Origin of the sequence: Thiothrix lacustris DSM 21227, from assembly GCF_000621325.1 — a bacterium.
Lineage (GTDB): Bacteria > Pseudomonadota > Gammaproteobacteria > Thiotrichales > Thiotrichaceae > Thiothrix > Thiothrix lacustris.
The window spans coordinates 1-24,447 of record NZ_JHYQ01000019.1 but is presented as its reverse complement, the minus strand read 5'-3'; the positions used below and the strand labels follow the sequence as shown (position 1 = coordinate 24,447).

Here is a 24,447-nt window from a genome sequence, read left to right as displayed (position 1 = left end):
CTGTGTTAGTCCCGTTCCAGTTCAATATTCAAACCAAGTGAGCGGATTTCCTTCATCAATACATTGAAGGACTCAGGCATACTGGCTTCCATGAAGTGGTCGCCGTCCACGATGTTTTTGTACATCTTGTTACGACCGTTGACGTCATCCGACTTGACCGTGAGCATTTCTTGCAAGGTGTAAGCCGCGCCGTAAGCTTCCAGCGCCCAAACTTCCATCTCCCCGAAACGCTGACCACCAAACTGCGCTTTACCACCCAACGGCTGCTGGGTAACAAGGCTGTAAGGGCCAGTCGAGCGGGCGTGCATTTTGTCATCGACCAAGTGGTTGAGTTTGAGCATGTGCATGTAACCAACCGTTACCTTACGCTCAAACATATCGCCGGTACGCCCATCACACAATTGGGTTTGACCGCTTTCTGGCAAGTCAGCCAAGCGCAACATGGCTTTGATTTCCGCTTCGTCAGCACCGTCAAATACCTGCGTAGCCATTGGCACGCCTTTACGCAGGTTATTAGCCAACGTTACTACTTCAACATCGGTGAGATCCGCAATCATGTGATCCTGATTGGGATTACCACCAGTAGCGTAAATCTCGCTGATAAACTGACGCAGCTCATCAACTTTCGCCTTGGTGTCAATCATGCGGGCAATTTTCTCACCCAAACCTTTCGCAGCCCAACCTAAATGGGTTTCCAGTACCTGACCAACATTCATCCGTGAAGGAACGCCCAATGGGTTCAACACGATGTCGACCGTCTGGCCATTGGCAAGGTATGGCATGTCTTCTACCGGAACAATGCGTGAAACCACACCCTTGTTACCGTGACGACCTGCCATCTTGTCACCCGGCTGCATCCGGCGCTTAACTGCGATGTACACCTTGACCATTTTCAGCACGCCCGGCGCGAGGTCATCACCTGCCATGAGCTTGTCACGTTGCTTATGCAAACGGGTTTCGTAGTGCTTTTTCTTTTCGTCAATCTGGTTGGCAAGCGACTCCAGTTGCAGATTGACATCCTCATCCTGCATACGGATGGCAAACCAGTCTTTTTTCTCCAGATTATCCAGATAAGACTCGGTGACGACCGTACCGGAGGTCAGGCGATTAGGACCACCCAGCGCTTCTTTACCAGTGACCAGTTTCGCAAAACGATCGAAAATATCCGCTTCGTAAATACGCAATTCATCACGCAAGTCTTTACGGACTTTCTTCAGGTCTTCTTCCTGAATCGCCAAGGCACGGGCATCACGCTCGACGCCATCACGTGTAAACACGCGCACGTCAATAACCGTACCCGTCATGCCGGTAGACACACGCAAAGAAGTGTCTTTCACGTCTGAGGCTTTTTCACCAAAGATCGCACGCAACAGCTTCTCTTCCGGGGTCAATTGGCTTTCGCCTTTTGGCGTAACCTTACCGACCAGAATATCGCCTGGCTTTACTTCCGCCCCAACGTGGATAATCCCGCACTCGTCCAGCTTAGCCAGCAGGCTTTCACTGACGTTGGGAATATCCGCCGTAATTTCTTCCGGCCCCAGCTTGGTATCACGTGCCAAGCAAGACATTTCCTCAATGTGGATTGAGGTGTAACGGTCTTCATCCACCACGCGCTCAGACAGCAAAATCGAGTCTTCGTAGTTATAACCATTCCACGGCATGAAAGCGATGAACATATTCTGCCCCAACGCCAATTCACCGAGGTCGGTAGAAGAGCCATCGGCCAACACGTCGCCACGCGCTACGATGTCACCTACCTTCACAATCGGACGTTGGTTGATGCAGGTATTCTGATTGGAACGGGTGTATTTGATCAGGCCGTAAATATCAACACCACCGCGCTGTTCATCCGCCTCATCATCATTGACACGCACCACGATACGCCCGGCATCCACGGAATCAATGATCCCGCCACGACGTGCTGATACGGCGGAACCGGAATCCTGTGCAACTGCACGCTCCATCCCCGTACCAGACAAGGGCTTGTCAGCACGCAAGCAAGGTACTGCCTGACGTTGCATGTTGGAACCCATCAAAGCGCGGTTCGCGTCATCGTGCTCCAAGAATGGGATCAGGGAAGCAGCTACCGACACGATCTGCTTGGGCGACACGTCCATGTACTGAACTTCAGTCGCCTGCTTCAAAGTAAATTCATTACGGTGACGGCAAGAGACGAATTCATCAGACAACGCGCCATGCTCATCCAGCTCCGCACTCGCCTGCGCGATGACGTAGTTGGATTCCTCAATCGCTGATAGATAATCAATCTGCATCGTAGGCTTGCTATCAATAACCTTACGGTATGGTGTTTCCAAGAAACCGTAGTCATTGGTACGCGCATACACAGCCAGAGAGTTGATCAGACCGATGTTCGGGCCTTCCGGCGTTTCAATCGGGCACACACGACCGTAGTGGGTTGGATGTACGTCACGTACCTCGAAGCCTGCACGTTCACGAGTCAAACCGCCTGGTCCCAATGCAGAAATACGGCGTTTGTGGGTCACTTCCGACAGCGGGTTGTTTTGGTCCATGAACTGGGACAACTGGCTGGAACCAAAGAATTCCTTGATTGCAGCTGAAACCGGCTTGGAGTTAACCAGCTCTTGAGGCATCAGTCCTTCGCTTTCCGCCATCGTCAAACGTTCTTTGACTGCCCGCTCAACACGCACCAAGCCAACACGGAAAGCGTTTTCAGCCATCTCACCGACGCTACGTACCCGGCGGTTGCCGAGGTGGTCAATGTCATCCACATCGTCACGGCCGTCACGGATGTCGATCAATTTTTTGAGAACTTCCAGAATATCATCCTGATTCAGCACACCCGAACCAGTAGCTTCCTCGCGGCCTAAACGACGGTTGAACTTCATCCGCCCAACACCCGAAAGGTCATAACGGTCATCAACAAAGAACAGGTTATTAAACAGGTTTTCAGCTGCTTCTTTTGTTGGTGGCTCACCAGGGCGCATCATGCGATAAATTTCGATTTGCGCTTCGAGCTGGCTAGTACTAGGATCAATTCTCAACGTATTGGAGACGAATGGACCGCGATCTAACTCATTAGTGTAGAGAATACTAAACTCAGTAATGCTGTTATCACGTAGCTTTTCTAATACTGCTTCAGTAATTTCGTCATTAGCAGAGGCCAGTAATTCACCCGTGGACGAGTCAATAATATTATGCGCCAGAATCTTGCCATGCATGTATTCGCTAGGCACAACCAGCTTGCTCAAACCAGATTTTTCCAGTTGGCGGATGTGCTTGGCGGTAATTCGACGTCCGGTTTCTACCAACACCTGACCATCTAGCATAATATCGAATGAGGCCAGCTCACCACGCAAACGCTCTGGAACCAGTGCCATTTCAACACTGTCATCACTCAAATGAACAGCCGTTTTATCGAAGAATACATCCAAGATGCCTTCGTTCTGCATACCCAATGCACGTAACAGAATAGTCGAAGGAAGTTTACGACGACGATCGATACGCACAAAAATAGAATCTTTAGGGTCAAACTCGAAGTCTAACCAAGAGCCACGGTAAGGAATAACCCGCGCACTGTGCAACAACTTGCCTGCCGAGTTGGATTTACCCTTGTCATGCTCAAAGAACACGCCGGGCGAACGGTGCAACTGAGAAACGATAACACGCTCAGTCCCGTTGATAATGAAGGTACCTTTGTCAGTCATCAACGGCAACTCGCCGAGATAAACATCCTGCTCTTTAATAGCCTTGACTACCTTAGCATCAGCAGGAGCATCTTTATCATAGATAACCAAACGCAATTTTACACGTAGGGAGGTAGCAAACGTCAACCCACGCAACTGGCATTCCTGTACATCAAAGACAGGCTCCGCCAGACGATAATCTGCGTATTCCAAAGCAACATAATTGTTATAGCTAACAATAGGAAATACGGATGAAAAAGCCGCATGCAGACCAACTTCGCGGCGCTCTGCAACTGGCTTTTCCAATTGCAGGAAATGTCGATAGGAGTCTAACTGAATGGTAAGCAAGTTAGGCACATCCAGTATGTGCGGTCGCTTACCAAAATCTTTGCGGATCCGTTTCTTTTCGGTATAACTCAGTCCCATCGTCTTTCCTCTTCTGGAATCAGAACCCCGGCTCTCGACACCGCCGGATTTTTCACTTGCCACTAACAAGCAAGAAAAGGCCGACAACACTAAATGCGCTGTCAGCCTACAAAGTATGTAAGAACTAATTGCAGCTCAACAAACTCGTCCTCAATATTACTTGAGTTCGACAGTTGCGCCTGCGTCTTCCAGTTCTTTCTTCAATTTTGCTGCGTCGTCCTTACTTGCTGCTTCTTTCACAACAGAAGGAACACCTTCAACCATGTCCTTCGCTTCTTTCAAGCCCAGGCCAGTTGCGCCACGAACAACTTTGATAACATTGATTTTGTTAGCACCGAAGCTAGTCATAACAACGTTGAATTCAGTTTGCTCTTCAACTACAGCAGCAGCTTCACCAGCAGCAGCAGGGCCAGCAACAGCAACAGCAGCCGTTACGCCAAACTTTTCTTCAATTGCTGAAATCAGATCAACGATTTCAGTCACTGTCATGTTGGCAAACGTTTCCAACATATCTTCTTTAGTACAAGCCATTTTGATTCTCCAAAACCTAAATCAGTAATTAATCCAAGCTAACGCCAGCGGCTTCAGCTTTTTGGTCACGCAATGCAGCAAGAGTGCGAGCGAATTTATCCAACGGTGCACGCAGGACAGCAGCCAAGGTGGCCAGTGCCTGATCACGGGTTGGTAATTTCGCCAGACGATCCAATTCAGAAGCTGGCAGCATTTTTCCGTCGATAGCGACGAATTTTACTTCCATCTTGTCATGGGCTTTGTCTTTCTTGAAGTCTTTAATCAGGCGTGCCGCTGAACCTGGGTCTTCCTGAGAAAACGCCAATACCAACGGACCAACTAAACCGTCTTGGATACACTCGAAAGCAGTATCTTTAACAGCGATTTTCGCCAGATTATTCTTCACGACGCGCAGGTACACCCCATTCTTACGTGCGTTTTGACGCAACGTAGTGAGTTGAGCTACGGTCAATCCACGGTACTCAGCAGCTACCGCAGAATAAGCACTTGCAGCAACTGCGGCCACTTCAGAGACGATCTCTTTTTTCTCTTGCAGTGTTAATGCCACGTTATCTACTCCTGGTTTGGCGGATATTCCACCATTTATCGATCACTTACTGGAAACGTCCAGTTTGCGAAGGAAACAGCGTCCCAAACCATCTTACTGACTCGGGGAACGCCATCTGCGCAGGTTCTCTACATTGAATGCAGAACCATTAAGCTTCGAGTGAAGCACCTACGGTCTCTGACGACATACGTCCTGTATATCTTTTTGCCTCATGGCAGTTCTCTTCCTTGAGAACGGGAGAATGGGGCATAATCTGCCCCAATCCATTAGTAAGACAGCGAGGCGTTATCGACTGTCAAACCAGCACCCATGGTAGTGGATACAGAAATTTTCTTCAGGTAAACACCTTTAGATGTAGATGGCTTCATTTTAACCAAATCTGCCACCAGTGCATTGATATTGCCAACCAGCTTGTCAGTATCAAAATCAACATTACCGATAGAGCAATGGATGATACCACCTTTATCTGTACGGTAACGTACTTGACCAGCTTTAGCATTACGAACAGCACCAGCCACATCAGGGGTTACAGTGCCAACTTTAGGGTTAGGCATCAAACCACGTGGACCGAGAATTTGACCCAGTTGACCAACAACACGCATGGCATCTGGACTGGCGATAACCACGTCAAAATCCATTTTGCCTGCTTTGATTTCAGCCGCGAGGTCGTCAAAACCAACGATGTCTGCACCTGCAGCAGTCGCCGCTTCAGCGTTTGCACCTTGTGCAAATACTGCAACACGGACTGTTTTACCGTTGCCATTTGGCAATACAGTAGAACCACGAACTACCTGATCAGATTTACGTGGATCAACACCGAGGTTGAAGCTCACATCAACACTTTCCAGAAACTTTGCACGTGGCAGAGATTTCAATGTATCGAGTGCATCTGCAACAGCATAAGCTTTAGTACGATCGATTTTTTCAGCAGTTGCCTTTTGGCGTTTAGTCAGCTTTGCCATCTTACATCCCCTCCACTTCAAGACCCATACTACGGGCAGTACCGGCGATAGTGCGGATTGCAGCTTCCATACTGGCAGCAGTCAAATCCGGGGTTTTCGCTTTGGCGATTTCTTCCAGTTGGGCAACAGTGACTTTACCAACTTTGTTGCTATTCGGCTTAGCACTACCAGACTTAATACCAACTGCTTTTTTTAGCAATACGGAAGCAGGTGTGGTTTTCATCACAAACGTAAAGCTCTTATCGCTGTACGCAGTAATCACAACAGGTGTAGGCAGGCCCACTTCAAGGTTTTGCGTTGCAGCATTAAATGCCTTGCAGAACTCCATGATATTTAGACCGCGCTGCCCCAAAGCTGGACCAATTGGTGGACTTGGATTTGCTTTACCAGCTGGAACTTGCAGCTTGATAAATGCGATGACTTTCTTTGCCATGATATTTTCCTATAATGGGTAATAACGCCTTGCGGCTTCCCGTGACTATCAGATCAGGCCTTCTCAACCTGATAGAATTCAAGCTCAACGGGCGTTGAGCGACCAAAGATCTGTACAGCAACCAACAGACGACTTTTCTCGTAATTGACTTCTTCAACTACGCCGTTAAAGTCTTTAAACGGCCCATCAGTAACACGCACCACTTCGCCCGCATCAAAGAGAACTTTTGGACGCGGCTTTTCAGCCCCCTCCTCAACGCGGCGCATGATATTATCAACTTCTTTCTGTGTGATTGGGGCTGGCTTGTCAGCCTTACCACCAATAAAACCCAGCACTTTTGGTGTTTCTTTTACCATATGCCACGTTTCATCGTTCATTTCCATTTCAACCAATACGTAGCCTGGAAAAAACTTCCGTTCACTTCTACGCTTTTGGCCGTCACGCATCTCAACTACTTCTTCAGTAGGGACCAGAACACGGCCAAAAGAATCCTGCAATTCAAAACGAACAAGGCGCTCTTCAAGCGAGCGCTTTACTTGATTCTCAAAGCCTGAATAAGCCTGCACAACATACCAGCGCATTGCCATTAGATCTGTCCTCCACCAAGCATACTTTTGATTCCCCAGCCAAGCAGAGAGTCAACACCCCAAAGAAAGATGGAAAGAATTAGGACAATGACCATTACCATCAAGGTAGTCTGAAGTGTTTCAGCACGAGTAGGCCATACCATTTTTCGAACTTCTAGGCGGGAGTCTTTCATGAAACTCATTAGATGCTTACCAGAAAGACTTGAAGCTGCGATTGCAATTGCAGCACCGGCAACAACCAGCAGACCCAGCACACGTAGCAATGTGGAAACCGCTTGACCTTGCCATTCTGCAAAATAGTAGAAACCCACTATCCCTAAAAACAAAAGCACTACAGCTACAACCAGCTTTATAGTGTCAAGTGATGAGCCCTGTTCTTCGGTATGTACTGACATTTATTTTTACCAAACCTGATCGCCGAATGACTTTGGATAACACACTGCAAATCAAAAGCAGTTAGTATTTAGCATTTACAGTTAACTATCCAAAGCCATCTAATAAAGATGGCAGGCCAAGAGGGAATCGAACCCCCAACCTGCGGTTTTGGAGACCGCCGCTCTGCCAATTGAGCTATTGGCCTGTAAAGGCAAGAAAGAGCGGAGAGGATACTCTACGCTCTTTCAAAATACAAGAAGTTATTTACGCGAGGATCTTGGCAACAACGCCAGCACCAACGGTACGACCACCCTCACGAATCGCGAAACGCAGACCGTCTTCCATTGCAATCGGGTTAATCAGGGTAACAACCAATTTAACGTTGTCGCCTGGCATAACCATCTCAACGCCTTCTGGCAGCTCACAAGCACCTGTTACGTCAGTCGTACGGAAGTAGAACTGTGGGCGATAGCCTTTGAAGAATGGCGTATGACGACCACCCTCATCCTTAGATAGGACATAGACTTCCGCTTCAAACTTAGTGTGTGGCTTGATCGAGCCTGGCTTACACAGAACCTGACCACGCTCTACGTCGTCACGCTTGGTACCACGCAGCAATAAACCTACGTTGTCACCTGCCATACCTTGGTCAAGCAACTTACGGAACATTTCAACGCCCGTAACAGTAGTCGTTTGAGTAGCACGAATACCAACGATTTCGATGGTTTCACCAACCTTAACCAAACCACGTTCGATACGACCAGTAACCACTGTACCACGACCGGAGATAGAGAATACGTCTTCAACAGGCATCAGGAAAGTGCCGTCTACTGCACGAACCGGATCTGGAATGAAGGTATCAATCGCTTCAATCAGACGAGCGATAGATGGAACGCCAATATCAGACTCGTTACCTTCCAGCGCCATACGTGCAGAACCCTTGATGATTGGTGTATCATCACCAGGGAAGTCATAGCTGGACAGCAGCTCACGCAATTCCATCTCAACCAGTTCCAACAACTCCTCGTCGTCAACCAGGTCACACTTATTCATGTAAACCACAACGTAAGGAACACCAACCTGACGAGACAGCAGGATATGTTCACGTGTCTGTGGCATTGGACCATCAGCAGCAGAACAAACCAGGATTGCGCCGTCCATCTGTGCCGCACCTGTGATCATGTTTTTAACATAGTCAGCATGGCCTGGGCAGTCAACGTGTGCATAGTGACGAGTATCAGATTCATACTCAACGTGAGCTGTGGAAATAGTGATACCACGCGCCTTTTCTTCAGGAGCTGCATCGATCTGATCGTAAGCTTTTGATTCGCCACCAAACTTTTTTGATTGTACTACGGTTAGCGCAGCTGTTAGCGTGGTTTTTCCGTGGTCAACGTGGCCGATTGTACCTACGTTTACGTGCGTCTTATTACGCTCAAATTTACTTTTTGCCATGATCGATAACTTCCCGTTGAATTCCTGAATATTTGGTGCTCTCAGGCAGAGTCGAACTGCCGACCTCATCCTTACCAAGGATGCGCTCTACCACCTGAGCTATGAGAGCAAAACCATTTTAACGACTCAAGCCAGAAATTGGAGCGGGTGATGGGAATCGAACCCACGCAATCAGCTTGGAAGGCTGAAGTTCTACCATTGAACTACACCCGCCTGAAGTCGTATTCCCACATCGCGCCGCATGAAGTAGCAAGCTGAGCGTGTGTACTAAAAATATGGTGGAGGGGGAAGGATTCGAACCTTCGAAGGCAGAGCCAACAGATTTACAGTCTGTCCCCTTTGACCGCTCGGGAACCCCTCCAACTGGAAAGGACAGCATTGTGAGTGAATCACTCGTCAATGTCAACCTTGGAAAAGCAGAATTTTGTCATTAATTTTCGACGGCTAAACTGGTAAGCTCGTCGGTTTAATTGTTACAAAAATTAGCGACTGCGATCATAATGCGATGCGCATATAAAATCCAGCTATTTATTCAGGAACCATCAATGAAAGTTACAATTTACGGTTCGGGCTATGTCGGCCTAGTAACAGGCGCATGTCTGGCACAAGTGGGCAACGATGTACTGTGCGTCGATGTTGATGAGCGTAAAATCAATATGTTACTCAATGGCGAAATCCCCATCCATGAACCTGGCCTCGACAAAATGGTGCAAGCCAATATCGCAGCCGGACGCCTCAAATTCACCCTTTCCGCAGCCGAAGGCGTCGCCCACGGCCTATTCCAATTCATTGCGGTTGGCACGCCACCGGATGAAGATGGCTCCGCTGACCTACGTTATGTACTGACTGTTGCCCGCTCCATCGCACAGCACATGGACAGTTACCGCATCGTCGTCGACAAATCCACCGTACCCGTTGGCACCGCTGACAGGGTACGTGCTGCCATGCAGGAAATGCTGGAACAACGCGCCTTCAATGCCGAATTTGACGTGGTTTCCAACCCCGAATTCCTCAAGGAAGGCGCAGCGCTGGACGACTTCATGAAGCCCGACCGCATTGTCATCGGCACGGATAATCCCCGTACCACCGAACTGATGCGCGAACTGTACGCCCCCTTCAACCGCAGCCATGACCGTCTGGTAGAAATGGATATCCGCTCCGCCGAACTCACCAAGTACGCTGCCAATGCCATGCTAGCCACCAAAATCAGTTTCATGAATGAGCTGGCGAATATGGCAGAACTGCTGGGTGCGGACATCGAAAAAGTGCGTATCGGTATCGGTTCTGACCCACGTATTGGCTACCATTTCATCTACCCCGGCTGTGGCTACGGCGGCTCATGCTTCCCCAAGGATGTGCAAGCACTCGAACGTACCGCCCGTGAAATCGGCTACCATGCCGAACTGTTATCTGCGGTAGAATCAGTCAACTATCGCCAAAAAGACAAACCCTTCGAGAAGCTGCAAAAGCACTACGGCGCAAATCTGGAAGGCAAAACCGTGGCATTGTGGGGTCTGGCATTCAAACCCAACACCGACGACATGCGCGAAGCCTCCAGCCGCAACCTGATGGAAGCCCTCTGGCAACAAGGCGTCAAGGTACGAGCCTTCGACCCGGTAGCCATGGAAGAATGCACCCGCATCTACGGCCAGCGCGACGATTTGACCCTGTGCAACACCGCCGAAGACGCGCTACAAGGTGCCGACTGTCTGGTAATCGTGACCGAATGGCAGCAATTCCGCAGCCCCGACTTCGAGGCCATCAAGTCCAAACTCAAAGACCCCGTGATCGTGGATGGGCGCAACCTGTACTCACCAGAACAGATGGCAAAGAAAGGCATCATCTACTACGCCATTGGGCGCGGTTGCTAATGCCCTAACGCCCCCTCAATGGCCCCACATCGGTGTCGATCTTGTAAATCAGGTCGACACCTTGCTGTACACCTGCTTGCGCTTCCACCTGCAAATGCTTGTTAATCTGATAGGTAATGGCTACCCGTTGCAAGGAATCAAACAAGCCGACGATATAACGCACATAGAGCCGCGCCCCCAAACGCTTACCGAGCGCCAATTCGCTCTGGTCGAAATTACCATTTTTGGCTTTCAAACCCACCTCATCCAGCCCCAAACTACCACCAAGCTGTTGCGCCAGACTTTCCCCACCCGCAACACCAAGTCCGGTAATCGCATCCATCAACAAGGCTGACTGGCTCCCACTCACACTCGACATGGCACGCCCAGTCAGCAGGTAACTCAAGGTATCGCTTTGCGTCTGTGTCGGGGTGGAAAATAATGTCGACTCAGGCTGTTGCACCGTCCCTGCCAGTGAAATCCCCACCTTGATGTCACCATCTTCGACTTCACGCACTGCCCGCACATCCAGCCCCGGATTATTCAACGGCCCATTGAAAATCAAACGCCCGCGCTCGATTTTCAGATTCTGTCCGTAAGCCTTGTAGACACCATCCACCACACTCAACACGCCTTCCGCGATAATGTCCTGACGGGTACGCAACACCCGCAGCTTACCCGCCAAGCGTGCATCCAACCCAAAACCATTGAACTTCACCTTGTCGCCCAGCTCAATCGTCACATTCGGCTTGATGTTTAAGGGCGCATCCTTCACCAAGACTTCAACTTGCCCGGACTGCCCCACCGTACCAGCGGAACGTCCCACAATAATCACATCATCCGAACGGGCGCTAGCGGTCTGGGGAATTTCCCGCAAACTCACCGTCGCCTCAGGAATCAACACCGTGCCTGAAATCGACACATCGCCAGGGCTGGCTTGAATGCTCAAGTCCGGGGACACCAACGCCTGCACCTCATGCGTATCCATCAACTTCAGGTTATTGCCTTGTAGGGTTACATCCGCTTTCCAGTTCGGCAAATTGGCCAACGACAACACACCCCTAGCACTCATCATGCCCGCCCCTGCCCGCAACGAACCATTGATAGTCGCCCGTTCTGTACCTGTGGAATTCATGCTCAGGTCAATCGCATCCAGCGTGACATCTGCCTCCGGTAAATACACCTGCCCACCCGTTAAGCGCATATCCCCCGTGACTGCTGGTTGCTTCAACAAGCCGGTTATGGTCACATCCCCATTCACTTTGCCTTGCAAGCGATCAATCTGCGGCGAAAACCGCCCCAGCCAGCCAATATCCGGCATATTGGCACTCATACGCGCATTAATACGGTGATTGCCATCCGCCGGAGACAGATCAATACGCCCGTCAGCGCGTAATTGCCCGTACCTGACCAAATCCAATTGCGCCGTCACATCCATTCGCCGATCGTTGAGGCTCACATCAGCGCGGGTATTGGTGTATTGCAAGGTTTCGGTTTTGCCCTTGCTCCCCCGCATACTCACCGAACTGTCCGGTAAGCGTAAGGCTACTTCCGCTACTGGCTTGCCGCCACGTTGCTCAAAACGGTAATCGGCATTAGCACTCCCCGCCACACTCAGGTTTTCTGGCAACCACGGGCGCAACATCACCAGCGGAATTTGCTGCAAGTCACCCGCAATACTGAAACCCGCCTGTGGTGTCCACGCCGGTTTGCCACACGCACGTGAAGCATCCCGCCGGGTCAAGCAAATCCTCGAACTGCTGAACGCTTTGGCGGAAGCCTGAAGACTGATCGGTGCTGCCATCGACCAATCACCCGCTGGCGTATCACGCAAGGAAAGGCTCGGAATCGTGCCAGTCCACTGCTCATTTTTCCAACCACCGCTAGCAGACACATCCATCTTGCCCACCTCGTGTACGATTTGCGCGGTCACGCGGTGATTGGTCACGGCTCCCTGCCCGTCCACCTTGGCAGATTCGATCAGCGTGTCACCGCTCTTGAAATCACGCAACGTACCCTTGATGTCGTAACGCTCGTCCACTTGCTGCGCTTTTAAATCCAACGCCCCTAGCCGATAATCCTGATAGCGTAATTTGCTGCCTTTCAAATCGGCCTGAATCTCTGGCTTATCCAGCTTACCCTTGAGAATGCCTTCACCCTCCAAACTGCCCTCCAAGCCCTTCCAAGCTTTGGCAAGGTTTTTCGCATCCACTTTCCAACGCAAATCAAACGGCTCCATTGCCTGCCCGGAGACTTCCAACCGGTTGCCACCCGATTGAATGATGACATCTTGCGCCGCCAGCTTTTGCTTGCCCCAATCGAGCTTGCCCTTGGCATTCAAGTCGTAACCTTCCACCTTGCCAGACAAATCAGCCACATCCAGTTGCAATTGCGAACCATCCGACAGGCCACGCAAGACACCATTACCTTTGGCATTGCCCTTGATTTTCGGGTAAAGCTGGGTAAGTGCGGGCGCATCCAGTTGCCATTCCACCGCCAGTTTATCGCCCGCATTGCCCTTGGCTTGCAGACGATTATCCCCGACTTTCGCGTCCAGTGAATGCAAAGCCAGCAACTTACCGTTCCAGTCGCCCTGCCCTTTGGCATCCACCGGGTAATCACGCAACTTGCCTTGCAACTGCGTAATATCCAGCGCAATGTCGGTTTTGCCTCCGCTCAACGCGCCCTTGGACGTCAACGCCACATCCAGCTTGGCGGGCCATTCCTTGAGGAACGCCGCCGGATTAATTTGCTTGCCAGTCAGTGCCGCATCCCAATTAAAGCCATCCAGCCAACCGATGCCACCCTTGGCCGTCAGGCCACCCGCTTCGCCATCAAGTTGCAACTGACTGATTGCGAGGTCGTTAAACGTCCCCTTGCCCTGTAATTTTCCCTGATAACGCGGGTAAGTGTCATATTTCCAATCCGCATCCAGCCCCAGATCGTAGTGCTGTAGCTCGCCACCCAACTGGATTGCGGCCTTGCCCACGCCCCAGATTTTGCTGTCGGAAACCACGTTCAGACGGGTATCCAAGACATGCGGCTTATCCAGCCCCATGCTGCCATCCAACGCAAGGTCAGCTTTACCCTGTGCGTCGTAAATCTGCGTTTTCAGGCTATCCACTTGCAAACGCCCGTCGCGGGTATGCCCGGTCAAGGCCACATCGCGAAAGCGTAATACATCAGCGCCCGTATGAATTTCCAGCTCACCAATATCGACTTGCTGGGCATCCACATTCAAGGGCAACAAAATGCTGGGCAGTTCAAATGGCTCATTCTTCCCTGCATCCTCAGGCGTATCCTGAAGCGTAACCACCAGTTTATCGGCGTGCAAGCTTTCCACATGCAGCGTAGGCGGCGTGCCCATATCGAGGGAGTTTTTCAGCACCACATTGCTCGCCTCTACACGAGTAGTCGCGTCTTCCCAACGCAAACTGCTCAGCGACACTCCGTCTATGAGTGCGCCCCCCACGCCTTCCAGCGCCAATTCCGGCACAAAACGTTGGGCAGACCCCAACAACAAACGGGTTCCTGCTTGCGAAACTGTCAAGAAAGCCCCAAATGCTAACGCCAGCACCACACCAAACAGCAGCACCGCCAGCGGATGTACCAACAAATATTTCAGCCACGTTTTCACAAATCAGGCCCCAAGCTGAAGTAGAAATGCACATCACCCGGATCATCCGTCGGCGACGCAATATCGGCACGAATAGGCCCCAAGGGTGATTTGTAACGCGCTCCGACACCCGCCCCGACCTTCATGCTCAAATCCGCAGCATCATCAAACACATCCCCCGCATCCACAAAAGCCGCTGCGCTCCATTTATCTTGCACGGGATGTTCATATTCCACACTGCTAGTCAGCAGGTGCTTGCCACCGATAACATCACCAGCCGTATTGGTTTCGCCCAATGACTCAAAATTGTAACCACGCACGGAGCTTTGCCCCCCGGCAAAAAAACGTAGGGATTTGGGCATTTCATCCAGATCACTGGTCACGGTCGTGCCTGCCGCACCTTGTAGGATCAGCTTGCCACCGCGCTCCAAGGTATGCAGGTATTTCGCGTTCACCTTACCTTGTAATAGGCTTTGATCACTCAGCACGCCTTTTGCTGCGCCCTGCACTTCTGCCGCCAACTGCCAGCCTTGAGTGGGGAATAATAAATCGTCCGTTTTGGTCTTTTTGAGACGCCCCCCTACCAGTGCCAGTTGGGAGCGGATTTCATCCTCACTGGCCACTTGCGTTGTCTCATCGAGGTAATTAATGAAAACCGTTTGTTGCCAGTCATCCGCGCTACGACGGTTGTAATCCACACCCAGCTTGAGCGCTGTACTCTCGATGTCATCGTTATCGGTATGCTGCCAACCGCCTGACAAGCTGGTGTATTCGTGTTCAGGATGCCAGAGTGGAACTTTGTAAGTACCCTCCACTGACTGTTCGTTTTGTGCAAGCACACCATTGGTACTGAGCTTGTGGCCTTTATCATTCACCCAATGAGCCTCCATCCCCGCTTCAACACGAAAGCCCGTATCTGTACCGTAACCTGTCTGTCCGGTATAGGTGTAACGCTTACGCCGCTGAGCAGTAATGCTGACTGGAACAGCGCCATTCTCAGCCTTCTGGTAAGCGCCATTCACCTGCACATCACTATAATAACCGCTCCCATCCAGAATACGCTGCTGTTTCAACAGTGTTTCGGCGTTGTACGTGTCGCCTTCGCGCACCCGCAGGTAACGGTTCAAGTATTTTTCGGCCAACACATCCTGCTCTACCTTGACCTTACCAACCTGATAACGTTTGCCCGTATCAAAATGTAAACGCACTTGTGCCTGACGGGTATCGGGGTCGACCTGTATTTCACGCACAATATATTCTGCATCGAAAAAGCCCAGATTATTGGCTGTCCTATTAAGGTTGGCTTTGAAATCTTCATACTGCTGGTGTACGAATATATCGCCCTTTTGATAAGGCGGAACGGTGGTAATGGCACGAAACTCTGGCAAATCCTTGCCCACACCCGTCACCTCCACCTCGACTTGCGTCACCTTAACAGGCTCGCCGGGCTGAACAGCAACGTGTAAAGCCAGACAATTACCCTGTTGCGCTGACGTGACCTGAAAGCGGGCACTGTAATAGCCCATCGCTTCCGCACCTTCGTGCAGTTTTTCCTCCGCAGACTCGATGAAACGCCCGACCCGATCACTGGAACTATCGCATTTGAGGTTACGCAAGGAGGGCATAAACGCCTTCAAATTATCCGCCAGCGCGGTATCCGCCCCTTGAATGCTGACCTTAACCGGCGATTCGGCTTTGGCGGCAGCATCTTCTTCGGTTTGCTGGAAAAAAGCGGCAAACCCAGGCGAACTTACCCCCAACAAGCACAAACCCCAAACGAATTGTTTCATAGGCAAGATCGCATCCTTTTAAGCGTTACTGACAATGATTGTAACCTACCTATTCTGAACACTAACACACATGAAAAAAAAATAGCGCCAAACCAACAAATCATAAATCTATAACCTGCTGATTTGACGCCTTATCATTTAAGTAACACTACACTCAGGGAACGGCTGATACCTAATATCAGATAGAAATACCCGCTTTCTCACGCTTGAGCACTTCAATCTCTTTTTCGATCAAGCTCTTTTCACGGTACATCATGTCTACTTCTTGAGCAGAGCCTTGCAACTTACCTGCTTTGATATCGTTTAGCTTCTTATCAATGGTGTTGCGCTCATCCTCCTTACCGGTAATTTCTTTTTGCTTGGCGTACAATTTCTTGCCTTTCTCTACCCCGCGATTGAAATCTTCTGCCAGCCCCGGCTTGTTGCATAGGTCGGAGACAGACTTACCTTTTTCGCCGACTTCCACGCCTTTGTCGTAAGTACAAAATGCCTTAGCACCATTGTTATAACCGCCCATATAGGCTGTCTGATCAGGCGTCACCCCCGCTTTAGCACAATCTTTACTATAATCGCTGAGCATAACGCTCTTACCTTCCATGGCATCCGAGTAACCGAACTTTACCCAATCGGCTGTTTTGCAGTCTTCCGGTTCCAATGTCGCACATGATGCCAACAAAACGCTGACCCCCATCACTAACCATGCAGATTTCATCATCTGTATCTCCCTCTTAAATAACCACTGTTTACATAAAAATTAAAAGCTTAACGATTTATACCCATCTTCACCCTCTGCGGGGAACTCAATACGGTAGTGGTACGTTTCCTGCCATTCGGCTTTTTCCCAATGTCGATTGAATCTTGTTTTGTAGTTAAAGTGCAACGTTGATTCAGCCGTTCCAAACTTAACAATTTTTGCGATGGCAGCATCATCTGGATGCTGAAAACGATTCCCGCTGGTTGAAATCAAGTAATGTTTACAATCCAACAGTTCAAGCAACGTTTTGGATAAATTGTTTTGGCTACCGTGATGCGGAATTTTGAATAAATCGACACGGAGCGGCTTAGCTTTTGATGCCCCCAGACGCTTCAGTTCGGCTTCCAACAAATCAGCATGGGCATCGCCAGATAATAAGAATCTCTTACCCTGATATTCAAGCATAAACGCAATACTGCAACCATTGGCTTTGGAATGATCGCCTTTGGTTTTTTCTGCTGCCAACGCATCAACGTTGATCTGCATTTTTTCGGCCTCACTCAAACTCACTCTGGCCATAGATACTGGAATAATCGGGACGCCGGGAATCATGCCCGCCTCAGCGCATTCCTTTTCCCAAACCGGGATCATTTCCTCCAGCTTTTTCCGGCTGGGTGACAGTAACGTCAGTTGTACCTCACCAAAGTTTATGACGTTGTTCGGCACAGCCGATAGCTCAACTGCCCCACCACCAAATTGCTGATTCCACGCCCAGCCTTTTTGCTGAATCAACGGGCTGAGTTCCTCCCCCATAACTGCCCCGAACACGGGTGCGGGTTCATCAGGATCAAGTGCTGTCACCGGCTCTACGGGTGCAGGTGGGGCGGGTGTCGTGCCGGTCAAATGATACCAGCCGTTAAACCAAATGTTGTTGACCTTTATCGTGAGGGAATCATCCTTGAGCAGGGCTAACACCCCCTCAATATGGTCACGGTCAACGTGCGTCACCACCAAGAGTTCCAGTTCCTGAATACCGTGAGTGGCAAGATACGGTTTAATCGCTTTTTGATAGGTAGAAGCAAGCCCACCATCAATCAAAATATGTTTTTTGGTGGTGTCTGCACCGTAAGTGACCAGCAAGCAGTCACCTTCGTTGGCAGGCAACATTGTAATTGTCAGGGATTCATTCATTATTAATGACCTTTTTGCAAAAAATCCCGCCTGCTTTCACAGGCGGTAAAGTTGAGGTTCTTACTACTTTATGTCACGTCACGGCATACCCAAGGTATTACCACGACGCAGGATGGCTACGTAATGATGATGAAGCACTGGATTCACTACTACTGGACTCCAACCGGCGGGGAGCGGCAAAGAGTGTTGGCAAGGTATCGTCACTCGTATTAACAGCGGCATATGATTGCTGTTCACTTAAAAAGAACAACATATCCTCAAGGGTATACTCACCCAAACGTGACAATGCTACCCATGTGTATATGTTATTTTCGTCGAAGGTACCATCAGTCGCCGCATCATAAGTTTTTGATACTAAGCGGTTGCCATCATAACCGTAGCGATAACTGTCACTATTACGAGAGACAACCGTTGCACCATCCCCTGCAAGCTTGGTTGTATCGACTTTCACTGCGTCAAGATAACCAGCCGTGTTCCATGTATAGCGGAAATCTTCCGATTGAGCATTCGTCGTGCCCCGTTTATAAATACGCAACAAGCGAGCAAGATTATTACTAGTGGCCAGCGTAATATCACTGAGGTCAAGACTGCCGTAGGTCAGAATATCCTGCACACTGCCAACGAGACTCCCATTTATTCTATAGGTGCGTGTCGCTCCACCCAGAACGGCATTCGCTTCGTTATTGAAACGGAACTCCCCGGTATTGGACTCAGTTTCTACACCCGCCGCATTCAATTTACTGTAGGTGCGCTTGGTCAGATTGCCCATGGCATCGTAAGTATAACCGTAACGTAACGTCGCCAAAGTCGTACCAGTCGCATTACTTTCAACAACTTCCTTCTGCGTCCGGTTGCCGGAACTGTCATGGCTGATGGTCGTCGTCTTGAGTGTGGTAACGCCTGCTGCGGTCACCGCTTCCAAGATCTTTTCTACTTCACCGTAGGTATTGTAGCTGAAATCGACCACCCTATTACTCGACCCAATATTTACCCCGCTCAGGGTTTCATCCGTCTCCGTTCGCTTAATGATCTGCCCTTGAGCATCCACATTATCAGTTGAACTAAAGCGTGTGCTCAAAGCACCATCAACATACCCATTATATTGATAGGAAAGGATATAATTGGCGGCATTATAACCCCATGCTTGTTCGATGTCTTTCAGGCCAGTGGTTGCCTCCACCCCAAGTTTGCCCACCAATCTTTCGGCGCTATCGTATTGAAACGTATAATTCACCTGTGGCTTCGTATCACTGTGTGGGGTTTCGGACGAGCTAATCAGCTTGCCTGCGGCATCGTGATACAAACTAGTACTGAAACCACTGCTATCAACCTTGCTGGAGAAGATATCCTGTGCCGCATAACCGGGGAATGCCTTACCAGTGGTTTTTTCCAACAGTTTCACCAAATAAGCTTGCTGCATTTCCACTGCACAATTGCAGCCCAGCAATGGCTGTGGGCGCTGCGTATACAAACCCGCTCGCATAGCCTGCCCGACAAGTTGTTCTAGGCGTGGCACAAAAACGGCGTAATCCAAATTAAAATTCAGCGCCCCGGACTGCATATGCGACAAATTCGCCAAGCCTGATGGCAAACTGACACCATTACTGATGTTCTGGTCGCTATCCATCCTGATTAGAAAAGCCAAACGGTTAAGCAATTTATCATAAGCATTCGGTGTCGGATTGGTTGCCGCTTGTTGCATAAGTGGAATCAGTGTATCGGCACTTATACCGCTAACAGTATCCAGCAAATCTTTATCAGTAGCGGTACATGGTAATGTCCCCAATATGACACTACCGACTTTCAAGGTGACCGTTTCTCCACTTTGACAACTGAAGCCCCCTTCTACTGTTGTCACACCTGAAGTCGTGGCCGTACTAAAACTAACACCCTGTACAATAGGAGCAACCAAACGCCCACTCGCTGTAGCACTAGTATTGTTACTGCCACCGCCGCAAGCTGTTAATAATAGCGCTGCCGCTACCTGTGTCACCAATACTGTCCGTTTTAAATGATTTACCGTATACATATCTATTTTCCTGTTTATAAAAGCCCTTAACCAATACGCCGACAGCCACCCTCAATTATTAGAATTAGAAACTATACCCCAGCCCTAAAGACAATACGCCCGTACTGCTTTTGACTGTTTCAATGCTATTATCAGTATTATCAAATAGATCTTCACGCTGACCTAACTCATGGTAATAATCAAATCCCGCATTCGCAGCCCACTGATTCGATAAACGATAACTCGCTCCAAAACCTACAGTTGGTGTAAATCCCGCTATGCTTGCAGCAAATCACTTAGCAAGTGCATCCAGCATTTCCATAACGTCTTTTTCAGCAGTCGCACTCAGCTTTTCCATTTCTGCACTGGGAGCCAAAACATTCATATAACGTGGGTTCAGGACAGATATTTCTGTTTTGCCATCTTTTTGGTAAACGCCAATGTTACCGCATGGCGCCAAAGCGCTCATTTGCAGACCTTGTTTCCATAATTGCTTACCCACTTCAGCAACACAAAACTTTACCAGTGTAATCTCGCCCTTTTTTACTTTGTGAGAACCCAAAAAGTTCCATTCCCGTTTTTTGGCATAATCCTCCACTTCCTTGGCAAAAACCTCCGGTGTTTTTTCAATTTGCCGAATAATAAGCATGTCATTATCTGCCATGGATGATACTGGCGTAGCCAATACGGTCAGCGCCATTACACAAATACTAAAAATCTTAGCCAACATAAACAACCCACCCCAATAAAAACATTTAAATAAAAAATGGCCTATACTTCACTATTAATATTTCGATTTCGCCCGCTATTTAAATGAAAACCCCACCATTAAACACCCAAAAATAAACCCAAACAATTCTGAAAATAATATTTCCACACACAATATCAACTTTAATAAAGTGCGGCTACCCATTAACAGGTAGCCACAAAGAAGGTCAGTGAGGGAAAATAAATTATTTTATCATTAACTAGAGAGTCAACTCATATCGAACAACCTGTTTCCTTATGAAACAGGCGTCAAAAACAGTAAAATTAGAGTGCTTGCAATTCTTTATCACGCTGAATAGTCATTTCAACAATGCAACGCATAGCTGTTTGCGCAGCACCACCACCACCAGCCGAGTTCATGCTTTGGAAGTCACATTGAGCATCACGCATTTTAATCCAACCAAGTTGCATTTGTTTCAAAGCCGCCATTTTTTGTTTGCCATCTTTATGCAGAGCTTGTAACTGTTTAAATGTACCATTCAGTTCACTATCAACCTGTGTATAGCAAGCTTCTAGCTGATTAAGCTCACTTAATACATTTTCGTCCGAACAATTCAAACCTGTACCAGCAGTAGCGATACTGGAAAATGCCAATAAAGCTGAAGCAAAAAACATCTTTTTCATAAAAAACTCCTGAGTAACATACTATTAAAAAACCAGCCTCACAGCTTTTTCAAACTCGTTAAGCTCAATTCATTTTGCAAATTAATAAGACCACTGCCTCATACTGTGAACCATTGGTCATCTGCATTTTCACTCGGTAATTATTGCCTGCAATAACTTGTTTATAGGCTTCAAGAACCTTATCAACACCTATAGAGTGATCACCTTCTTTTTCACCAATTTCATCACTCAGAAATTCGGCTGCATTAAAAAAACCTTGATCTGAATAACGACTTTGATCAGGATCGGTGATTTTGTTACTGACCCGCAGAAACATTACAGCCTGTACCTGTTCAGGGTGCGGTAGTTATTTAAACAATATCAATCACACCAATACCGAAGACTTAACTACCACTGGGTATTTCAGTTATACATAGCATCTGAAGTATTCAGAACCTGCCCTTTCCTGATATCATAAGGTTTTTTTAGGTTATTCAAGCTAATCAGCTTATCCATGCTAACACCGGTTGCTCGTGATATGGAATGCAGCGTATCACCTGCCGTCACATAATATACCTCCTGACGTGGAACCCCAGACCAAGAAACACCATCTCTAGAAGTAGCAGAAGTCTGTTTGCTACTGACAGCTTTATCTGCCACATACTTTATCTTCTGGCCGACCATGACTTTTGTGACATCGGTGATACCATTTATTTTCATCAATTGTTGCCAGGAAACTTTTACCTGCTGGCCAATTGACCCTAACGTATCACCCTGTGCGACTACGCAAACACCTTTGGCACAAGAAGCGGAATGCGCTAAACCCGCCACACCCATTAACAAAGCTACCGCCATTGCCTTCAATACTAAATTTTTCATAAAAAGCTCCTTATCGCCAATAACAAGCGACCAATAGTTTTAAACAAAATGATCATTTACTGATAAAGCACATGATCAAAATGAAAGAAACAATAAATCCGATTACAAGTCCTGCAATTCCTTATTACGCTGCATTGTCATGTCAACTTTACAGCGCATAGCGGTTTGAGCAACACCGCCGCCACCAGCAGAGTTCATGCTTTGAAAATCACATTGAGCATCCCGCATTTTAATCCAGCCAAGCTGCATTTGTTTCAAAGCCGCCATTTTTACCTTGCCATCTTTATGCAAGGCTTGCAATTTTTTAAACGTACCATTCAACTCACTATCAGCCTGTGTATAGCAAGCCTGTAGCTTATTAATATCAGACAACACATTGTCATCTGAACAATTCAAACCAGTACCCGCAGTAGCAATACTGGAAAACGCTAGCAGCGCTGTCGAAAAAAACATTTTTTTCATAAAAAACCCCTTAGAAAAATACTATTAAAAACCCATCTTACAGTTTTTTCAAACTGGTCAGACTTACTTCATTTTGCAAATTAATATAGACCACTGCCTCATACTGTGAACCATTGGTCATCTGCACTTTCACTCGGTAATTATTGCCAGCAACAACTTGTTTATAGGCTTCAAGAACCGTATCAATACCTATAGAGTGATCACCTTCTTTTTCACCAATTTCATCACTCAAAAATTTGGTTGCATTAAGTAAACCTTGATCTGAATAACGACTCTGATCAGGATCGGTGATTTTGTTATAGCCACCTGCGACTGGGGCAGAAGGAAAAGAATCTGCCTGCTTGCCATCAACCGGGGAAGCGCCGCGCAGTTGTTTCAAGCTAGTCAACTGCATGACATCATTCAAGGCAACATATACGACGGCCTCATACTGCGAGCCATCGGTCATCTGCACTTTCACTTGATAATTCTGACCAGCGACAACTTGCCTAGATGCCTCAAGAACCTTATCCACCCTTATAGAAGGATTACCATCTTTAAAGCCAATCTCAGAATTTAGGAATGTGGTTACTTGCAACAACCCCTGATCAGTATCGGGGTTGGCAATTTTAGAATATCCACCAACCATTGCTGTTGATGGAATCTCAGGTGATGATTTAATACTTTCGTCCGTACAAGCCGACAAGGCAAGCACACCAAATAACAACGTAAGCCCGTACCGAGTCATTTGCGATCTCCAAACTATTACAGATGATTAATTTCTATATGCAAAGATTAACCATTAATATACCGTTCATCAATCCAACCAAAGACACATGAAATACAACTAAAGTTGTAAAAATACGGCTTTAGATGCATATTTATATGGGGTAAATTTTATGCATACCAAGAATTTTACGTATTAATATCTCACCAGAGGGAAACAAAAGCCTTAGCCCTTCAGATCTGCATGATATGCTTGACTGTACTTCCCCACACGATAGCTTAGTTGAGAGGCTAATTTATGACCAAAAACACTTGTTGTGCAGTATCAAGTGCTTGTCTATTACTTTGTTCACTTCACGCCCATTCACAAACTGCCGACACTCTCACAAAGCAGTCGGGCGTATCCCTTAGCATCGAAACACAGCAGCAGGACTATGATCTAACCAGCCTCAGCTTCGATCAGCCTGCGCTTGCGCCATTAGCCACGATGAAAGCACGGATAAACGCCAGTAGTGATATAAAAGCCACCAACATCAAACTGAATCATTGGGTCAATCCACACATCAACCTGTTTGGCGTCATCGGCAAAATCACAGGAGAAGGCACCGCTACATTGCCTGCCTTACCGGGATTAAGCCTGCCTGATGTGCGTATTAATGCCGATGGTACGACTTATAGTATGGGAGCCACCGCTGTGGCCAAACGAGGGAAGCATTTTGGTGCAGCAACTTACGTCTACACCGCCTATCAACCTGATAACATGAACACAACCAATGATTCTTGGTCACTCACACCAACCGTTGAGGCTGTAGAAAAACCCTCCGAACCGCCATTTTGTGGGATAATCAAGCATCACAAGCACCAGAATGAGTAGGCAGGCATGGCACGCTACAAACCGAT

Annotated in this window: 21 protein-coding genes and 4 tRNA genes; 2 read left to right on the top strand and 23 right to left on the bottom strand. The window is 48.3% G+C overall.

What is annotated here, in order from left to right; genetic code table 11:
- Positions 1-5: 5 nt before the first annotated feature.
- The 12 genes from rpoB to Q394_RS0110060 form a co-directional block, all read right to left on the bottom strand.
- Entirely contained in the window at positions 6-4,091 is a 4,086-nt protein-coding gene (gene rpoB / locus Q394_RS0110115; RefSeq protein WP_028489188.1) for a DNA-directed RNA polymerase subunit beta, read from the bottom strand.
- Positions 4,092-4,247: 156 nt separating this feature from the next.
- Positions 4,248-4,622 carry a 50S ribosomal protein L7/L12 gene (gene rplL, locus Q394_RS0110110; protein ID WP_028489187.1) on the bottom strand — a complete coding sequence of 125 codons (375 nt, stop codon included), beginning with the start codon at positions 4,620-4,622 and terminating at the stop codon, positions 4,248-4,250.
- A gap of 28 nt (positions 4,623-4,650) precedes the next feature.
- A complete protein-coding gene (gene rplJ, locus Q394_RS0110105) occupies positions 4,651-5,169 on the bottom strand; it encodes a 50S ribosomal protein L10 (RefSeq protein ID WP_028489186.1) in 519 nt (172 codons plus the stop codon).
- Between the two features lie 266 nt (positions 5,170-5,435).
- Complete coding sequence (gene rplA, locus Q394_RS0110100) at positions 5,436-6,131, bottom strand: 50S ribosomal protein L1 (protein WP_028489185.1); 696 nt, start codon at positions 6,129-6,131, stop codon at positions 5,436-5,438.
- 1 nt (position 6,132) lies between these two features.
- The gene (gene rplK, locus Q394_RS0110095; protein WP_028489184.1) at positions 6,133-6,564 is read right to left on the bottom strand and encodes a 50S ribosomal protein L11; all 432 of its coding nucleotides are present in this window, start codon (positions 6,562-6,564) and stop codon (positions 6,133-6,135) included.
- Positions 6,565-6,617: 53 nt separating this feature from the next.
- Positions 6,618-7,151, bottom strand: a complete 534-nt coding sequence (nusG, locus tag Q394_RS0110090) for a transcription termination/antitermination protein NusG (RefSeq protein ID WP_028489183.1) — start codon at positions 7,149-7,151, stop codon at positions 6,618-6,620.
- Complete coding sequence (gene secE, locus Q394_RS0110085) at positions 7,151-7,546, bottom strand: preprotein translocase subunit SecE (protein WP_028489182.1); 396 nt, start codon at positions 7,544-7,546, stop codon at positions 7,151-7,153. The genes nusG and secE overlap by 1 nt, the downstream gene beginning before the upstream one ends.
- A 109-nt stretch (positions 7,547-7,655) precedes the next feature.
- Positions 7,656-7,731 (bottom strand) — tRNA-Trp (locus tag Q394_RS0110080).
- A 59-nt stretch (positions 7,732-7,790) separates the two neighbouring features.
- Positions 7,791-8,981 (bottom strand): elongation factor Tu, encoded by a 1,191-nt coding sequence (gene tuf / locus Q394_RS0110075; protein WP_028489181.1) that lies wholly within the window; start codon positions 8,979-8,981, stop codon positions 7,791-7,793.
- A 33-nt stretch (positions 8,982-9,014) separates the two neighbouring features.
- Positions 9,015-9,090, bottom strand: a tRNA-Thr gene (locus tag Q394_RS0110070).
- Positions 9,091-9,120: 30 nt separating this feature from the next.
- A tRNA-Gly gene (locus Q394_RS0110065) sits at positions 9,121-9,194 on the bottom strand.
- 63 nt (positions 9,195-9,257) lie between these two features.
- A tRNA-Tyr gene (locus Q394_RS0110060) sits at positions 9,258-9,342 on the bottom strand.
- Positions 9,343-9,526: 184 nt separating this feature from the next.
- On the opposite strand from Q394_RS0110060, the gene Q394_RS0110055 reads away from it, so the two are divergent.
- Positions 9,527-10,852, top strand: coding sequence for a UDP-glucose dehydrogenase family protein (locus Q394_RS0110055; RefSeq protein WP_028489180.1), 1,326 nt, complete (start codon positions 9,527-9,529; stop codon positions 10,850-10,852).
- A gap of 4 nt (positions 10,853-10,856) precedes the next feature.
- On the opposite strand, the gene Q394_RS0110050 is transcribed toward Q394_RS0110055, so the two are convergent.
- The 11 genes from Q394_RS0110050 to Q394_RS0110000 form a co-directional block, all read right to left on the bottom strand.
- Positions 10,857-14,468, bottom strand: coding sequence for a translocation/assembly module TamB domain-containing protein (locus Q394_RS0110050; protein ID WP_028489179.1), 3,612 nt, complete (start codon positions 14,466-14,468; stop codon positions 10,857-10,859).
- Positions 14,465-16,237 (bottom strand): autotransporter assembly complex protein TamA, encoded by a 1,773-nt coding sequence (locus tag Q394_RS0110045; protein WP_028489178.1) that lies wholly within the window; start codon positions 16,235-16,237, stop codon positions 14,465-14,467. Before Q394_RS0110045 ends, Q394_RS0110050 begins: the two co-directional genes overlap by 4 nt.
- 178 nt (positions 16,238-16,415) lie before the next feature.
- The gene (locus Q394_RS21440; RefSeq protein WP_028489177.1) at positions 16,416-16,952 is read right to left on the bottom strand and encodes a DUF2799 domain-containing protein; all 537 of its coding nucleotides are present in this window, start codon (positions 16,950-16,952) and stop codon (positions 16,416-16,418) included.
- A 39-nt stretch (positions 16,953-16,991) separates the two neighbouring features.
- Positions 16,992-18,122 (bottom strand): ComEC/Rec2 family competence protein, encoded by a 1,131-nt coding sequence (locus Q394_RS19810; RefSeq protein WP_038141140.1) that lies wholly within the window; start codon positions 18,120-18,122, stop codon positions 16,992-16,994.
- 97 nt (positions 18,123-18,219) lie between these two features.
- Entirely contained in the window at positions 18,220-20,151 is a 1,932-nt protein-coding gene (locus Q394_RS0110030) for a hypothetical protein (RefSeq protein WP_028489176.1), read from the bottom strand.
- 271 nt (positions 20,152-20,422) lie between these two features.
- A complete protein-coding gene (locus tag Q394_RS0110025) occupies positions 20,423-20,860 on the bottom strand; it encodes a DUF302 domain-containing protein (protein WP_038141139.1) in 438 nt (145 codons plus the stop codon).
- Positions 20,861-21,162: 302 nt separating this feature from the next.
- The gene (locus Q394_RS19805) at positions 21,163-21,522 is read right to left on the bottom strand and encodes a lysozyme inhibitor LprI family protein (protein ID WP_038141137.1); all 360 of its coding nucleotides are present in this window, start codon (positions 21,520-21,522) and stop codon (positions 21,163-21,165) included.
- 64 nt (positions 21,523-21,586) lie between these two features.
- The gene (locus Q394_RS0110015; protein ID WP_028489174.1) at positions 21,587-21,838 is read right to left on the bottom strand and encodes a cystatin domain-containing protein; all 252 of its coding nucleotides are present in this window, start codon (positions 21,836-21,838) and stop codon (positions 21,587-21,589) included.
- An 86-nt stretch (positions 21,839-21,924) separates the two neighbouring features.
- Entirely contained in the window at positions 21,925-22,380 is a 456-nt protein-coding gene (locus Q394_RS0110010; RefSeq protein ID WP_028489173.1) for a LysM peptidoglycan-binding domain-containing protein, read from the bottom strand.
- Positions 22,381-22,482: 102 nt separating this feature from the next.
- Complete coding sequence (locus Q394_RS19800) at positions 22,483-22,842, bottom strand: lysozyme inhibitor LprI family protein (RefSeq protein ID WP_038141134.1); 360 nt, start codon at positions 22,840-22,842, stop codon at positions 22,483-22,485.
- 37 nt (positions 22,843-22,879) lie between these two features.
- Entirely contained in the window at positions 22,880-23,569 is a 690-nt protein-coding gene (locus Q394_RS0110000; protein WP_028489172.1) for a cystatin domain-containing protein, read from the bottom strand.
- Between the two features lie 276 nt (positions 23,570-23,845).
- On the opposite strand from Q394_RS0110000, the gene Q394_RS0109995 reads away from it, so the two are divergent.
- Complete coding sequence (locus Q394_RS0109995; RefSeq protein ID WP_028489171.1) at positions 23,846-24,421, top strand: hypothetical protein; 576 nt, start codon at positions 23,846-23,848, stop codon at positions 24,419-24,421.
- The last annotated feature ends 26 nt before the right edge of the window (positions 24,422-24,447 follow it).

What these genes read in the sequence shown, in the direction of transcription:
- Q394_RS0110055 (WP_028489180.1), top strand. Translation starts at nt 9,527, where the DNA reads ATGAAAGTTACAATTTACGGTTCGGGCTATGTCGGCCTAGTAACAGGC.
- Q394_RS0109995 (WP_028489171.1), top strand. Translation starts at nt 23,846, where the DNA reads ATGACCAAAAACACTTGTTGTGCAGTATCAAGTGCTTGTCTATTACTT.
- Q394_RS19800 (WP_038141134.1), bottom strand. Translation starts at nt 22,842, where the DNA reads ATGAAAAAAATGTTTTTTTCGACAGCGCTGCTAGCGTTTTCCAGTATT.
- Q394_RS0110045 (WP_028489178.1), bottom strand. Translation starts at nt 16,237, where the DNA reads ATGAAACAATTCGTTTGGGGTTTGTGCTTGTTGGGGGTAAGTTCGCCT.
- Q394_RS19810 (WP_038141140.1), bottom strand. Translation starts at nt 18,122, where the DNA reads ATGAATGAATCCCTGACAATTACAATGTTGCCTGCCAACGAAGGTGAC.
- Q394_RS21440 (WP_028489177.1), bottom strand. Translation starts at nt 16,952, where the DNA reads ATGATGAAATCTGCATGGTTAGTGATGGGGGTCAGCGTTTTGTTGGCA.
- Q394_RS0110000 (WP_028489172.1), bottom strand. Translation starts at nt 23,569, where the DNA reads ATGACTCGGTACGGGCTTACGTTGTTATTTGGTGTGCTTGCCTTGTCG.
- nusG (WP_028489183.1), bottom strand. Translation starts at nt 7,151, where the DNA reads ATGGCAATGCGCTGGTATGTTGTGCAGGCTTATTCAGGCTTTGAGAAT.
- Q394_RS0110025 (WP_038141139.1), bottom strand. Translation starts at nt 20,860, where the DNA reads ATGTTGGCTAAGATTTTTAGTATTTGTGTAATGGCGCTGACCGTATTG.
- Q394_RS0110030 (WP_028489176.1), bottom strand. Translation starts at nt 20,151, where the DNA reads ATGTATACGGTAAATCATTTAAAACGGACAGTATTGGTGACACAGGTA.
- Q394_RS19805 (WP_038141137.1), bottom strand. Translation starts at nt 21,522, where the DNA reads ATGAAAAAGATGTTTTTTGCTTCAGCTTTATTGGCATTTTCCAGTATC.
- secE (WP_028489182.1), bottom strand. Translation starts at nt 7,546, where the DNA reads ATGTCAGTACATACCGAAGAACAGGGCTCATCACTTGACACTATAAAG.
- Q394_RS0110015 (WP_028489174.1), bottom strand. Translation starts at nt 21,838, where the DNA reads ATGTTTCTGCGGGTCAGTAACAAAATCACCGATCCTGATCAAAGTCGT.
- tuf (WP_028489181.1), bottom strand. Translation starts at nt 8,981, where the DNA reads ATGGCAAAAAGTAAATTTGAGCGTAATAAGACGCACGTAAACGTAGGT.
- rplA (WP_028489185.1), bottom strand. Translation starts at nt 6,131, where the DNA reads ATGGCAAAGCTGACTAAACGCCAAAAGGCAACTGCTGAAAAAATCGAT.
- rplK (WP_028489184.1), bottom strand. Translation starts at nt 6,564, where the DNA reads ATGGCAAAGAAAGTCATCGCATTTATCAAGCTGCAAGTTCCAGCTGGT.
- rplL (WP_028489187.1), bottom strand. Translation starts at nt 4,622, where the DNA reads ATGGCTTGTACTAAAGAAGATATGTTGGAAACGTTTGCCAACATGACA.
- Q394_RS0110010 (WP_028489173.1), bottom strand. Translation starts at nt 22,380, where the DNA reads ATGAAAAATTTAGTATTGAAGGCAATGGCGGTAGCTTTGTTAATGGGT.
- rpoB (WP_028489188.1), bottom strand. Translation starts at nt 4,091, where the DNA reads ATGGGACTGAGTTATACCGAAAAGAAACGGATCCGCAAAGATTTTGGT.